The following is a 12,928-nucleotide window of genomic DNA, read 5'->3' as shown; positions in this document are numbered from 1 at the left end:
CCGCCGGACGAGCCGCCGAAGTTGCGGTTGAACGCCGTCATGTCATTCCGGCAATTATTTTTCAGTGGAAAACATGTTTTTCCTGTTCAAATCCACCTGTCCACCTCATACAGTAGCAACAAGGGGGTGTTGCTATGATTTTCCCGTTGCTGCAATTTTTTGCCTCAAAATTTCTGCTTCTGGCTGGGACTCGGTGATCGGTTCCTGTACCGACGTTTCCGGCTGTTCTGCCTGCAACGCCGTGTTGTTTTCCGTTGCCGTTGGCTTTTTCTTCTGCGGTACAGACTTTGGCTTCGGTGGTGGCTTGCTCGGCTTCAGACGTTCGAGGACCGTATCATCACGGTCACTCTTTTTCTTCTTGAGTTCCTCAAGAATTGCCGGGCGTTCTTCCTTTGGAATTGAAGCAAGCGCTACGATTTGTTCATCCGTCGCCTTGATATGCCCGGTCAGGATCTCTTCCTGTGCACCGGGCACCGCTTCTTCTGCAGCATCAATGCCTCGTGAATGGTTTCTCTTAATTTGCCCCCGGCACCCCTGAGAAAGGGAAACAATCAGGCGTTGGATTTGCACCACTCCATTGGCCTCTCGGCCACCCCGTCTTCTTTATGACCGGGCCGCGAATTACGGAAGTATCATCATCTGGAAGTACCTGAAGCTGCATATTCAATTTTCAAGGTCCGCCCGGCTGCGGCTCCCGCTCCCTTTCGGATGTGGGCCGCTGCCGTGACAATAGTGTATCGTACTTTCGAGCAAAAGTTTATGGACTCGTAGTCCAAGTCACCCACCCTCTTAGTCCATATATTGTATACAACAGTCTCAAAAAGCAAAAAAATCCCGCCTGAAAAGCAAAACTTTCGCTTTGCCCTCAGACGGGATGTCTTTCGACACGACTGTTAGCTAAATCAACCAATAAAGGCCTCCGAATCTCTTTCTTATTAGGAAAAGATTCGGAGGCCTCTGTTTTACGATTTTTTCGGAATTGCGGCTTTCACCAGCAGCGTCATGGGACGGCGCAGTTCATCTTTCATTCTGGGAATCCTCAGCATCTCTGCAGAGGTTCGTTGTCATATTCGCTGGTATGGAGTGGTTTCACTGGCTGCATTGAACTTCTGATCACATCCAAAATGGTCTGATCCGCCGGAAGCCACGGAACGGAATCAATGTCATCTTTTGTCAGCCATCGTGCAGCTTCCGCTTCTTTCAGAACAAGATCGCCGGAAACCACTTCACACCAGAAGCAGTCCATGGAAAGATGAAACGCCGGATAATCGTACTCGATTGTCCCAATTAAATCCCCCACAGCAATTTCCGTGTCCAGTTCTTCTTCGATTTCCCGCTTCAGAGCCTGCTGCGGGGTTTCGCCCGGCTCGATTTTGCCGCCCGGAAACTCCCACTGGCCTTTATAGTCGCCATAACCACGGGCAGTGGCGTAGATTTTGCGCTTTTCCTGCATGGAGTCGCAGATCACAGCGGCCACAACACGAATCGTTTTCATAACGTTCTCCTTTTGGATTCATTATAATGGCCGACCATCAGAAGTCCCACCGACATGATAGAACACCCGGTTTCCTCATCCACAACAATCATGCTGACTGCCACATTGTACATCGGGAACCGGTATTGCTGGCATTTCGGGCAGTAAGGCACAATGCCCTCTTCTTCCAGTTCTTTTTCGATCAATGCCGTGCCGCATTCAAAGCAATGCTTCTGAATCATTTTTACACTCCAAACACTGTTTTCGTCAGCCGGATACCTGCTACCGTCTTCATCGTATGTTCCATAAAGGTTCGGATTGCCTGCCGGTCGTACCCACTTTCGGACGCATTGACGATATAATCTGCCTCAATCAGAATTTGATAGTCAATGCCGTCGATCTGCGCCGGGCTATGGTGGTGCCCTACCAGATAGGCCACACGGTCGATCTGTGCCGCTGTCATGCCGGTATCCGCCAAGAACTCCCGCACCAGCGGGGCACTCTCCTGCTCCTGATATTTACCATTGGTGTTGCCGTACTTTTTGCGGCAGAGCGGGCAGGCGATATCGTGGGTGATGGCCGCCACCTCCAGAATAAACTGCGTGTCTGCGTCCAGCCCCTCCAGCTCACCAATGGTTTTGGCATAGGTCCACACGCAGCTCAGGTGCGTGATGTCATGGATATTCCCTTCGGAAAAGGCGATCATCTTTTCCATGATCTGTGCAATGGTCATCATTTGTTCCACTCCCGTTTTTAATACTTAAATGTTCACCTTGATAAACGCGAACTTGCCAGGGAAAAGCTCCTCCATCTTGCTACGCAAGACCGTTCTGTCGCTTAAAAGCCCCACTGGGACTTTCATTGTTCTGCTTCGCTCCACAAACGCGAAGTTGTCAAACAGCGTTCGATGTTTCGCTTTGTGGCATTTTTACACACTGCTGAATCACACCTGTAATATATGTAATGGAATCGGCGCAGTCGTTCTTGAGCCATTCTGAGATAATTGCCATCAATCCCCGAATATAAAAGGGGGTGTTTTCTGCGTAAAAAACGGAAAATTGGCAAAATTACCTAAAAACTGCTAAATTTTTTACTTCCAGCCCCGTGCTGTGGGGTCCAGCATTTCGGCGGCGGAGTAGACCAGCGCATTGCAGATGGCGGCGGCGAGTCCGTGCGTCATCGTGCTGGGGTGGGGCGTCGCCGGGGCGGCGGGAGCCACGGTCTTTTCCCAATATGTGTCGGGCGTGGGCATCTTCGTTGACCCCGGCCAGAGCGAGATCATCGCGGCGGGCGTCCACTACCTGCGCATCGAAGGCGCGTGCTATATCGGCATCGGCATCCTGTTCCTGCTCTACGGCTACTACCGGGCGGTCAACAAGCCCATGATGTCGGTCATCCTGACCATTGCTTCGCTGGGCACCCGCGTGGCGCTGGCCTATCTGCTCTCGGCTACGCCGCTGGGGGTCACGGGCATCTGGCTCAGCGTCCCGATCGGCTGGGCGCTGGCGGACGCCATCGGCATCGGGTACTACCTCAAAACCAAAACGGCATAACGAAACAGCCGGGAGGCGTTCCAAAAGCGGAAGCCTCCCGGCTGCGTTTTTATAAGTTGTGTGCTCCGTTCGGTTACTTGAGCAGGGCGCTGTGGTCTGCGCCGCCAATGGTCAATGCCGCGCGGGGGCCAGTGTGGGTCCAGACGACGGCCGTTTCATCGGGGGCGTCGGGTTCAGCCGCCAGCAGGGCGTCCACCGAGACCGTGGTGGAGCGGGAGAGCAGGGTGGTGAACACAAGGGTCTTCACGCCCTGAGCCTTCAGGGTGCGGACCATGCCCAGCGTCAGGTGGGCCGAGGCCACGATGCCGTTGGCGCGGATGGTCAGGGTCGTGCCGTTCTGGGTGCAGGTGTGGGTGATCTGCTTGCCCAGAACGTTGGTGACATACAGCCCCTCCACCGTGACCGGGCGTTCCACTTCCACCGAGCCGGTGGAAGGTGCTTCTGCCGCTTCCGTTTCGGTGGGCGCTTGCTCGCGTACAACATCACCGGGCTGGGAAACATCGTCGCCCTTCGCATTGCGGCGGGTGATGGTCGTGCCCACCTGCAAACCGGAGAACTGCGTTTCGCCGTTGATCGAATCGCCAATGGCCACATCGCCGCCGCCAGTGGCGTTGATTGTCACCTTGCCTTCAATGGTAATATCAGCGTCTGCTTCAGGAGCAACATCGCCGTTTTTGTCCGGGAGCGAAGCACCACTGCCGATAGCGGCACCACCAGCACTGATTACGTTACCGTCGTCATCAACTTCGGGAACGCCACCGGTTGCATTGATGGTGGGAGAACCATCCTCGTTGCTGCGGATGACGATACGGTTTCCGGTGCCATCGTCTTTAGTTTCGGCGTCCGAACCGCCACCGATACCGGCAGCACCAGCGCCACCCTGAGCGTTCTTAATAGTGACATTACCCTCAATGGTAACATCACCGAGGGAGGCATAGCCGCCGCCAATGCCAGCGCCATCTGAGCCACCGGTGGCGTTGTCGATGGTCGAATTACCTTCGATTGTGACGGTCACATCGCCGTGAACACCGCTGCCGATACCGGCAGCACCAGCACTGCCGGTAGAATTATTGATTTGTGCATTATCTTTGATGGTTACAGTGCCGATAGTATCCCAACCACCACCACCAATACCTGCGGATTGAACACCACCTTCGGCATGCTTAATGACAGCATCACCGGAAATGGTTACGTCGCATTCACCAGCATAACCGCCGCCTATACCAGAGCATCCGTTGCCGCCAATTGCTTCTTTGATAACTGCGTCGCCAGTAATAGTAACAGTGGAATTGCCATTTGCACCACCACTGCCGATACCAGCACCGCCAATCGCATACGGCCGCTGCCACGGGTCAGTACCGCCAATGGCAGTAATAGTTCCGCCGGAAATCGTAATATCGGCATCGCCGCCGGAACCGCCACCGCCGATACCAGCACCATCGAGTCCGCCTGTAGCAGTAATGGTACCGCCGGTGATTTCGAGCTTACCGGCATCTTCGATATTTCCGCCGCCGATTCCAGCACCTCCGTAATTACCACCGGTGGCAGCCAGCGAACCATTCTTATCCGTGTCAGTGATGGTCAGTGTGCCGCTGGTTTCGTTGCCCTCAGAATCGGTCTCCTTATTATGTTCCAGACCTGCGTGCCAGCCGCCGCTCGTCAGAGTATTATTACCGTTCAGCTCAATGTTCGTATTGCCGCTGCCGGTAACGCTTACAGCGGCTTCGCCTGTTTCGCTGGTATCGATATTGACGTTATCCAGCGTGACATTCACCGTTTTGCCTTCACCTGCATCGATCGTTACTGTATTCGAAGACGCGGTAGAAGAGCCTTTGCTTTTAATAACTGTGTCCGTATCATTCTCTTTTGTCGTACTTCCCTGTGTGACATTGTTGCCGTTTTCACCAGCCGAAATCGTGATGTCACCATTTTCAATGAACCAGTCTTGGGCAAAGGCGGGGAGCGTCATCCCGACCACAAGGGCGGCGGTGAGGGTGAGGGCGGCGGCGCGCTTTGCGGTGGAGCGGCGGGCTGTTTTGACCGCAGAAACCGGGCTGTGCCCCAGAACACGCATGGCGAGTTTGCGATAAGAGATCATAAGTGGTACCTCCTTACAAAGTTTCAAATCCGGTAAAACATGGGCTTGTGCTTGTAAGAAAATTATACCACTCTCCGGGGGGGTGCAAGTAAAACTGCGTGAAAGGCCATGATATAAGGTCGATCCTGCGGTAATACACCGTAGCGGTCGAGAATCGGCGTAAACACATGACGGAACAGCCTATCATAGCTTTTATCCATTTTATCTGTATTCATGGCTTGTTGCCTCCTTCATTTGATGGTTTTATTCTACCAGCAAAAAACGGGCAACGGAACAACACTGATGGCAGTTTGTGTTGAGTTCAAGAATTGTGCAAATTCCGATTTATCAAATAAGAATTTCCGTCAATTTTTCTCTTGATGCGGCTCGCTTCTAAGAGTAGGAACGAACTGTTCTGTTGCCGGAGACGGACCATTCAGGTCGATCTCCGGCAGTATTTTTGTTATCGCCTATTAAAAACAGCCGGAACGACTTTCTGCTGCGCTACATCGATGATGCCGTATGTATTCAGTCTGAGTTTTGGAATGACCGGAAGGCTGACGAAGGCGAGGGTCATAAAGATGCCGATATCTTCCACTACACCATGTGCCTTGAGGGCATCGTTCAGCGCCTGCATTTTCGCCGCAACGCTCTCTGCGCTTTCAGTGCTCATCAATCCGGCCACCGGAAGCGCAAGTTCTGCCACGACCTGTCCATCTGCCACAAACGCAAGTCCGCCTTTGTTTTTCCGCACAGTGTTGCCGGCCAACATCATATCGGTATCATTGTCCCCTGCCACAATCAGGTTATGGGAATCATGTGCGATGCTCGATGCAACGGCTCCGCATTTCAGGCTGAAGTTTCCTAAAAAGCCAATGCCCACATGGCCGGAGTGATGATGCCGCTCAAAAACGGCCAGTTTTACGATGTTGTGTTCCGGGTCCACACCGGGAGCTTTGCCCGGATGCCGTTGGAACGGGATGATTTTTTCCTCCGTAAGCAGCTCGCCCCGGTTCAGGCAGATGACACGCTCCTGCTCCCCGCTTTCCCGAAGTTCCAGGTCCTGCAGTGTGATCTCATCCAGATCAAAGGAGTTCATGACGCGTGCAAAGCGCGCGTGGTCGATTTCAAGCGGTGCGGGTTTCAGCGTTTTTCCGTGCTCGGCCACCAGCGTGCCATTCTTGTAAACCTGTTCGACCGTAAAGGATTCCAGATCCGGAACCACAACCAGATCTGCCCGGTACCCCGGTGCTACGGCACCGCGCTGCTTGAACCCAAAATACTGTGCCGGGACCAGCGTTGCCATTTTGACGGCCACTGCTGGGTCTGCGCCCAGCCGGATCGCTTTACGGATGTTGGAATCGATGTGGCCGCTGTCCAGCAGGTCACCGGGGTGCTTATCATCCGTCACCAGCATACAGCGGCTGCAATAGGGCTCCCGGAACAGCGGCATCAGGGCCTCCATATTTTTGGCAGCCGTTCCTTCCCGGATCATGATGTATTGTCCGAGCCGGAATTTTTCCATGGCTTCCTCGATGTTGGAGCACTCGTGATCAGACTGAACGCCTGCCGCAATATAAGCATTCAGGTCCTTAGCGCTCAAAAGCGGCGCATGGCCATCCACGATCTTTCCCGCTTCGGTACAGTCGCGGATCTTCTGCAGGATCTTCGGGTCACAGCGCACCGTCCCGTAGGCATTCATCAGCTCTGCAAGCCCCAGCACACGGGGATCGCCGTAGTAAGGCCGGAGCTGTTCTGCGTTTAGCACCGCACCGGATTCATCCAGATCCGTGGCCGGAACACAGGAGGGCAGCATGAAATAAACCGAAAGGGTCAGATTTTTTGTTGTTTCCAGCATAAAATCCAAGCCTTCCAGCCCCGCAACGTTCGAGATCTCGTGTGGGTCTGTGACCACCGCAGTGGTACCGTGGGGCAGCACTGCCTGCTCGAAAGCCGGACCACAGAGCATGGAGCTTTCGATGTGGATATGCCCATCGATCAGGCCCGGGCAGACATATTTGCCGTGCAGATCAACTTCTTTCCGGCCATGATACATACCCACGCCCACGATCAAATTTCCGCTGATGGCAATATCAGCGGTGTCGATCTCATCGGTAAACACATTGACGATTCTGGCATTTTTCAAAACCAGATCGGCCAAAGCATCTCCTCTGCCTGCCGAGATCCGGCGTTTCAGCTCATCAGACTGCATAGAAACATCTCCTCTCTCTGAAGTTCGATTTTCTCACCTGTGGATTGGTTCTGCCCTTATTCTACCACGCCTTGCCGCTGCGGAAAAGATGCCAGGAACAAAAATGGCCCCGGAGGGCTTGTTACAGCTCTCCGGGGCCACCTTATGTGCGTTGTGCCTTGGCGCAGACCGTCAGCACTCCACTGCCACCTTGATCACGCCGTCCCGTTTCTTTTCAAACAGCTCGTAGCCCTCTGCGATCCGGCGCAGGGGGTAGGTGTGGGTGATGAGCGGTTCGGTATCGATCTTGCCTTCTGCGATGAGACGCAGCGTTTCTTCACAATCGCAGCCGTCCACGCCGCCGGTCTTAAAGGTGAGGTTTTTGCCGTACATTTCCGGCAGCGGCAGGGTCTGTGCCTTATCGTACAGCGCCACCACCGTCACAATGGCGTTGGGTCTTGCGCACTCCCACGCCAGCCGGAAGGTAGTGTCCGCCCCTGCCACTTCCAGCACCACATCTGCCCCGCCGTGGTCGCTGTGGGCGCGCACAAAGGCGGCGCAGTCCTCCGGCTGCACCGTGAGCACCTGCGGGTAGTGCCGACGGATGAACTGCAGGCGGCTTGCGTCCTTTTCACAGACGATGATGCGCTTGGGACTGTGCAGCATGACGCACAGCAACGTGCAGATGCCGGTCGGCCCTGCACCGAGGATTAGCACGGTATCCTCGGGGGTGATCTCCGAAATGCGTGCCGCCCAGAAGCCGGTGGCCAGCACATCGCCCACCAGCAGCGCCTGCCGATCGGTGACGCCGTCCGGGATCTTGTTCAGTCCCTGATCCGCAAAGGGCACCCGGACATACTCGGCCTGCCCACCGTCGATGCGGCAGCCCAGCGCCCGGCCGCCGTTTTGATCGGTGCAGTTGTTCACAAAGCCTTTTTTGCAGAAAAAGCACTCTCCGCAGAAAGTCTCCACGTTCACCGTCACCCGGTCGCCGGGTTTCACATTGGTCACCCCACTGCCCACTTCTTCTACGATGCCCACCATCTCGTGGCCGACCGTGATGCCGGGCACCGCCCGGGGCACGCTGCCGTGCTTGATGTGCAGATCGCTGGAGCAGATACTGGCAAGGGTCACCTCTACAATGGCGTCCCGCTCGTGCTGCAGCACCGGCTTTGGTTTTTCCATCAGGGCAAACGTCCCCTTTGAAACATAGGTATAGGTCAGCATGCTTATTCCCTCCATGCGCTTTGATCTTTCCGGACTTGAGTATACCACGCAGCTATGGCAAAGAGCAAGCCGCAAAAGGCCCGCCCTTTGCGGCAGCTCTCCGCCGATCAGATCTTGGGCTGATACTGCATGCTGGACACATTGTAAATGGTAACAAAAGCCGTGGGGTCTTCCCGGTTGATAAAGTTCATCAGCTTCTGATATTCGTTCTTGTCCACGATGGTAATGATCTCGTTGTGCTTTTCCAGATTGTATGCACCGATGGCCTCGTACATGGTCGCACCGCTGTGCAGGTCATGGAGGATGAACTGACGCAGCGCCTCCTCTTTTTCGGTGATGATGCAGACGCGGCGTTTGATGCTGTTATCAAAGATGAAATGGTCCAGCACGATGCCGTTGAAGTAAGTACCGAGGATACTCAGCACCACGGTCTTTTTATCGTAAACCAGGGCCGCGGAAAGCGCCACACACATTCCCGACAGAGACATGGCTTTTCCCAATTCCATGTGCAGGTACTTGTTCATGATCTTTGCCACGATATCCAGCCCGCCGGAGGATGCATTGCGGTTGAACAAAATACTCAGCCCGACGCTGACCACCAGAATATAGCACAGCACGTCCAGCTCCTGACTGCCGGTCATCGAGCCGAACTCCGGGAACAGCTTTTCAAACAGCCCCAGAAACACCGGCAGCAGCACACTGGTGTATACGGTCTTTGCGCCAAATTCTCTGCCGCAGGTAAAGAACCCGATGATGAGAAGCACGACGTTCAGGATCATCGTAATGACCGACAAGGGCAGCGGCACAAAATTGGACAGCACGATGCCAAGGCCGGAAATGCTGCTGACGGATGTATGGCTCGGCACCAGAAAAAAGAAAACGGCCGCCGCAATGATCGCCACCGCCCCGGTCAGGACTGCCGTCTCCCTCAGGACTGCGCCGGTCTTTCCTTTTACATCACTCATCTTTGTCTCCCTAAAATCAAATTTGTTTCACCGATCTCCTCATCTTTGTCGATGCGGACAAGGAGCTTACCGCCAAAGCGTTTGTATTCCATAGTGAAGTACCTCCATAAATTCTGAGTTGCTGTTCTCAGTATACCATGTTTTTCCCTTACGGAAAAGATAGCGAAACAAAAATGCCCCCGGAGGGCTTGTTGCGGCTCTCCGGGGGCATCTTATGTGCGTTGTGCTTTGGCGCACACGACCGGCGTTTTACTCGATCTCGATCAGGTTCGGGTTCTCAGGCAAAGCCTTCGTCTGCTGAGGAGCAGGCAGTTCGACGTGCAGGACGCCATCCTCGAACTTTGCGTGGATGTCTTCCTTCTTCACATCGCCCACGTAGAAACTGCGCGCGCAGGTGCCGGAGAAAGATTCGCGCCGCAGATAGCGGCCCTTCTGATCCTTTTCGTCGTTGCTGTGGCTGCGCACTGCCTGAATGGTCAGGTAGCCGTCGTTCAGATCCATCTGAACGTCTTCCTTCTTGCAGCCCGGCAGGTCAACCGCTACTTCGTAGCCGTTGTCCGTCTGTTTGACATCGGTCTTCATCATGTTTGCACCGCGCTTACCAAAGGTATCACGAGCCTTACGGTTCATCATACGTTCCAGTGCAGCGTCATTCCAGAACGGATCGAAGAAATCATCGAACAGGTTTTCATGGAAAACAGTCGGCATAAGCATAAATCATTCCTCCAATCCCGGCGTTCGGGTCGGGGCAAAAAATCTGAAGCGTCCATTCAGAAGGGCTTTCCGGGGAGCCTAGCGGCTCTCCTTTTGCCCTTCCTCCTGAGCACGGCCCTGTTATAGCACCGTTTATTAGCAATGTCAATACTAGAGTGCTAAAATTCATGAAAGAATAATACTTTCATAAAATTCTATGCAATCTTTTCAAAATTCTGTCGTATCATCGTGTTTTTATCATTTCTGTCGGTACATCGGCGTAGACAGATATTTCATGCCGTTGTCCGGGACGATGACCACGATGTTCTTTCCCTGATTCTCCGGTCTGCGGCCCACCTGCACCGCTGCGTGCAAAGCCGCTGCTGCCGATGTGCCCAGAAACAGTCCTTCCGCCCGCAGCACCTCATGGGCCGTTTCGTAGACCTCCTCGGTGCGGACATTGATCTTTTTTACTCCATTCTCTGAATCACCGCACCCAGCCATCGGCACAGGGTATCGCCTGCCTGATTTGCGATCTCCAACACGCGGGCGTGGCTATGCTTGACCGTCTGGATGCCGGTGGCCATGTTGGTGATGCAGCTGACGGCCAGTACCTTCATGCCCATGTAGTTGCAGACCATGGTTTCCGGCACGGTGCTCATGCCCACGGCATCGGCTCCCATCCCCGCAAAGGCGCGAATTTCAGCCGCCGTTTCATAGCAAGGGCCCATAAAGCCCATGTAAACGCCCTCCTTGTAGGCAATGCCCAGTTCATCGGCAGTCTGCTTGGCAAGGTTCCGCAGTTCCAGACTGTAAGGTTCGGTCATGTCCGGGAAGCGGGGGCCGAAGCGCTCATCGTTGGGGCCAATGAGGGGGTTCGTGCCCATCATGTTGATGAAGTCGGTAATGAGCATCAGGGTGCCCGGCGCAAACTCCCGGTTGATGCCGCCGCAGGCGTTGGTCAACACCACCTTTTCCACGTCCAACAGCTTGAACACATAGAACGGGTAGCAGACTTCCTTCATGGAGTAGCCCTCATAGAAATGGAAGCGGCCTTCCATGGCGTAGACTTCCGTGTCCCCCAGCTTGCCAGCCAACAATGCGCCTTTGTGTCCTGCCACCGTGGATACCGGGAAGTTGGGGATATCCTTGTAGGACAGTTCTTCCGTGTCCGTAAAGTCCGCGGTCAGCTTGCCAAGGCCGGAGCCCAGCACCACCGCGATCTTCGGGCGCTTTTTCGTGTGCGTCTTGATATATTCCGCACTTTCCCGTGCCTTTTCATAAAGATGTTCCATACCGTTCTCTCCTTTTCCCAAAAAATTCGATATACTCTCTGGGTTCAGTATATCGGATTTTTCAGGCCGATGCAAGACGCCCTTCATCGAGTCTTATTAAAAACCAAGGAGCAGATACTTCACATCACGAGTGTGTTGTATCTGCTCCTTGGTTCTCCGAATGTCTTATCTCTGGCCGATGTTCCACCGAAACAGCTCATATCCTTCCCGGATATCCTCCGGCAGACGTTTCAAAGTCTCGTCCTGCAGTTCCTGCGGCATCCCGTAAAAAGCTTCGGCAATGCCGCCGGTGATGCAGGCAAGGGTGCCGCTGCCCTGCAAAAGGTTCCGGTTGGCCGGGTTGACAATGGCATCCGCCGCCACTTTGGTGATGTCATTGCGGATCATCAGAAACGGCATGGTGGTTCCTCCCTCACATGGTTTTCTTCATCCTATCACATCCGGCGGAGCGGCGCAAGGGGTGCTCTTGTTTCCTGTCCGCGCAGCTATTATAATAATAGGAACCGAAAGAAGGTGAGCTTCTTGCACGACATCTGGAATCCATGGCACGGCTGCGTCAAGTGCAGCGAGGGCTGCCAGAACTGCTACATGTATTTTCTCGACCGGATGCGGGACCAGAACGGAGCCGAGATCTACAAAACGAAAAGCGGCTTTTCCTACCCGCTCCAGAAAGACCGCACCGGACACTACAAAATCCAGAGTGGTGAGCAGATCCGGGTCTGCATGACCTCGGATTTCTTCTTGGAAGAAGCCGACCCGTGGCGGGCTGAGGCGTGGGACATCATGCGCCAGCGCAGCGATGTGGTGTTTTTTCTGCTCACCAAACGGCCGCAGCGGGTACGGAAGTGCCTGCCGCCGGACTGGGGCAGCGGTTGGGATAACATCTTTTTCAATGTCACCTGTGAGAATCAGCGCCGCGCCGATGAGCGCATTCCCATTCTGTTTGACCTGCCCTTCAAGCACAAGGGCATCATGTGCGCGCCCTTCATCGGGCCGGTAAGCATCCGGCAGTACCTTTCCGCCGGGCAGATCGAGCAGGTCATCTGCGGCGGCGAAAACTACGATGGTGCCCGCCCCTGCAATTTTGATTGGGTCAAATCGCTCCGGCAGGAATGCGTGGATGCCAACGTGACCTTCTGCTTTATCGAGACTGGCACTGTGTTCATCAAAGACGGTAAACGCTACCACCTACCCAGCAAGCAGCTGCAAAGCCGGATGGCTTATAAATCCGGCATGAATTTTCAGGGCAGGCCCATTCATTTTGACCTCGTGGACGACTGGGGCTACCCCATCCCGCAGGAAGATCTCTATGTGCCCCATTTCCGCGCAAACTGCGAGACCTGCGGCAGCAAGTTGATCTGCAACGGCTGCAGCGATTGCGGAAAATGCTTATAAAATAAAGGAGTTCTATGAAGAACCAGAAGAAAAAATCGTTTCCCCGCAGAGTTTTCTC

Annotated in this window: 15 protein-coding genes and 1 pseudogene; 2 read left to right on the top strand and 14 right to left on the bottom strand. The window is 54.4% G+C overall.

What is annotated here, in order from left to right:
• Positions 1 to 132: 132 nt before the first annotated feature.
• From C4N22_RS05810 to C4N22_RS05795, 4 genes are all read right to left on the bottom strand, one after another.
• Positions 133 to 573 (bottom strand): hypothetical protein, encoded by a 441-nt coding sequence (locus tag C4N22_RS05810; protein ID WP_112148313.1) that lies wholly within the window; start codon positions 571 to 573, stop codon positions 133 to 135.
• A 466-nt stretch (positions 574 to 1,039) separates the two neighbouring features.
• Complete coding sequence (locus C4N22_RS05805) at positions 1,040 to 1,495, bottom strand: (deoxy)nucleoside triphosphate pyrophosphohydrolase (protein ID WP_112148312.1); 456 nt, start codon at positions 1,493 to 1,495, stop codon at positions 1,040 to 1,042.
• Positions 1,492 to 1,716 carry a hypothetical protein gene (locus tag C4N22_RS05800; protein ID WP_242980962.1) on the bottom strand — a complete coding sequence of 75 codons (225 nt, stop codon included), beginning with the start codon at positions 1,714 to 1,716 and terminating at the stop codon, positions 1,492 to 1,494. Before C4N22_RS05800 ends, C4N22_RS05805 begins: the two co-directional genes overlap by 4 nt.
• Before the next feature lie 2 nt (positions 1,717 to 1,718).
• Positions 1,719 to 2,210, bottom strand: coding sequence for an HD domain-containing protein (locus tag C4N22_RS05795; protein WP_112148311.1), 492 nt, complete (start codon positions 2,208 to 2,210; stop codon positions 1,719 to 1,721).
• Positions 2,211 to 2,628: 418 nt separating this feature from the next.
• Between C4N22_RS05795 and C4N22_RS05780 the strand changes: the two genes are divergently transcribed.
• On the top strand, positions 2,629 to 3,027 hold the full coding sequence (locus tag C4N22_RS05780; RefSeq protein ID WP_278320611.1) for an MATE family efflux transporter: 399 nt from the start codon (positions 2,629 to 2,631) through the stop codon (positions 3,025 to 3,027).
• A gap of 73 nt (positions 3,028 to 3,100) precedes the next feature.
• Here C4N22_RS05780 and C4N22_RS12740 read toward each other — a convergent pair whose 3' ends face one another.
• From C4N22_RS12740 to C4N22_RS13235, 10 genes and pseudogenes are all read right to left on the bottom strand, one after another.
• Positions 3,101 to 4,042: a hypothetical protein gene (locus tag C4N22_RS12740; protein ID WP_146746514.1), complete on the bottom strand. Its 942-nt coding sequence runs from the start codon at positions 4,040 to 4,042 to the stop codon at positions 3,101 to 3,103.
• Positions 4,043 to 4,465: 423 nt separating this feature from the next.
• Positions 4,466 to 4,996: pseudogene (locus C4N22_RS13240) on the bottom strand (hypothetical protein); the annotation flags it as partial.
• Positions 4,997 to 5,187: 191 nt separating this feature from the next.
• Positions 5,188 to 5,340: a hypothetical protein gene (locus tag C4N22_RS05770; protein WP_242980961.1), complete on the bottom strand. Its 153-nt coding sequence runs from the start codon at positions 5,338 to 5,340 to the stop codon at positions 5,188 to 5,190.
• A 227-nt stretch (positions 5,341 to 5,567) separates the two neighbouring features.
• Positions 5,568 to 7,316 carry an adenine deaminase gene (gene ade / locus C4N22_RS05765; protein WP_112148309.1) on the bottom strand — a complete coding sequence of 583 codons (1,749 nt, stop codon included), beginning with the start codon at positions 7,314 to 7,316 and terminating at the stop codon, positions 5,568 to 5,570.
• 171 nt (positions 7,317 to 7,487) lie between these two features.
• On the bottom strand, positions 7,488 to 8,522 hold the full coding sequence (locus C4N22_RS05760; RefSeq protein ID WP_112148308.1) for an alcohol dehydrogenase: 1,035 nt from the start codon (positions 8,520 to 8,522) through the stop codon (positions 7,488 to 7,490).
• Between the two features lie 107 nt (positions 8,523 to 8,629).
• The gene (locus C4N22_RS05755; RefSeq protein WP_112148307.1) at positions 8,630 to 9,487 is read right to left on the bottom strand and encodes a YitT family protein; all 858 of its coding nucleotides are present in this window, start codon (positions 9,485 to 9,487) and stop codon (positions 8,630 to 8,632) included.
• Between the two features lie 249 nt (positions 9,488 to 9,736).
• Positions 9,737 to 10,201 (bottom strand): Hsp20/alpha crystallin family protein, encoded by a 465-nt coding sequence (locus C4N22_RS05750; RefSeq protein ID WP_112148306.1) that lies wholly within the window; start codon positions 10,199 to 10,201, stop codon positions 9,737 to 9,739.
• Between the two features lie 237 nt (positions 10,202 to 10,438).
• Positions 10,439 to 10,690, bottom strand: a complete 252-nt coding sequence (locus C4N22_RS05745) for a hypothetical protein (RefSeq protein WP_242980960.1) — start codon at positions 10,688 to 10,690, stop codon at positions 10,439 to 10,441.
• Positions 10,651 to 11,475, bottom strand: coding sequence for a purine-nucleoside phosphorylase (locus C4N22_RS05740; RefSeq protein ID WP_112148305.1), 825 nt, complete (start codon positions 11,473 to 11,475; stop codon positions 10,651 to 10,653). Before C4N22_RS05740 ends, C4N22_RS05745 begins: the two co-directional genes overlap by 40 nt.
• A gap of 165 nt (positions 11,476 to 11,640) precedes the next feature.
• The gene (locus tag C4N22_RS13235) at positions 11,641 to 11,874 is read right to left on the bottom strand and encodes a hypothetical protein (RefSeq protein WP_112148304.1); all 234 of its coding nucleotides are present in this window, start codon (positions 11,872 to 11,874) and stop codon (positions 11,641 to 11,643) included.
• Positions 11,875 to 11,988: 114 nt separating this feature from the next.
• Between C4N22_RS13235 and C4N22_RS05730 the strand changes: the two genes are divergently transcribed.
• Positions 11,989 to 12,870, top strand: a complete 882-nt coding sequence (locus tag C4N22_RS05730; RefSeq protein WP_347476099.1) for a DUF5131 family protein — start codon at positions 11,989 to 11,991, stop codon at positions 12,868 to 12,870.
• Positions 12,871 to 12,928 lie beyond the last annotated feature (58 nt).

This window comes from Faecalibacterium prausnitzii, assembly GCF_003287495.1.
Classification (GTDB): Bacteria; Bacillota; Clostridia; order Oscillospirales; family Ruminococcaceae; genus Faecalibacterium; species Faecalibacterium prausnitzii_I.
Note: the sequence above shows the minus strand (reverse complement) of the source record. Positions and strands in the feature narration are given on the sequence as shown.

Coding starts and splice junctions, on each gene's coding strand:
- C4N22_RS05805 (WP_112148312.1), bottom strand. CDS start 1,495: ATGAAAACGATTCGTGTTGTGGCCGCTGTGATCTGCGACTCCATGCAG.
- C4N22_RS05800 (WP_242980962.1), bottom strand. CDS start 1,716: ATGATTCAGAAGCATTGCTTTGAATGCGGCACGGCATTGATCGAAAAA.
- C4N22_RS05795 (WP_112148311.1), bottom strand. CDS start 2,210: ATGATGACCATTGCACAGATCATGGAAAAGATGATCGCCTTTTCCGAA.
- C4N22_RS05780 (WP_278320611.1), top strand. CDS start 2,629: ATGGCGGCGGCGAGTCCGTGCGTCATCGTGCTGGGGTGGGGCGTCGCC.
- C4N22_RS05770 (WP_242980961.1), bottom strand. CDS start 5,340: ATGAATACAGATAAAATGGATAAAAGCTATGATAGGCTGTTCCGTCAT.
- ade (WP_112148309.1), bottom strand. CDS start 7,316: ATGCAGTCTGATGAGCTGAAACGCCGGATCTCGGCAGGCAGAGGAGAT.
- C4N22_RS05760 (WP_112148308.1), bottom strand. CDS start 8,522: ATGCTGACCTATACCTATGTTTCAAAGGGGACGTTTGCCCTGATGGAA.
- C4N22_RS05755 (WP_112148307.1), bottom strand. CDS start 9,487: ATGAGTGATGTAAAAGGAAAGACCGGCGCAGTCCTGAGGGAGACGGCA.
- C4N22_RS05750 (WP_112148306.1), bottom strand. CDS start 10,201: ATGCTTATGCCGACTGTTTTCCATGAAAACCTGTTCGATGATTTCTTC.
- C4N22_RS05740 (WP_112148305.1), bottom strand. CDS start 11,475: ATGGAACATCTTTATGAAAAGGCACGGGAAAGTGCGGAATATATCAAG.
- C4N22_RS13235 (WP_112148304.1), bottom strand. CDS start 11,874: ATGCCGTTTCTGATGATCCGCAATGACATCACCAAAGTGGCGGCGGAT.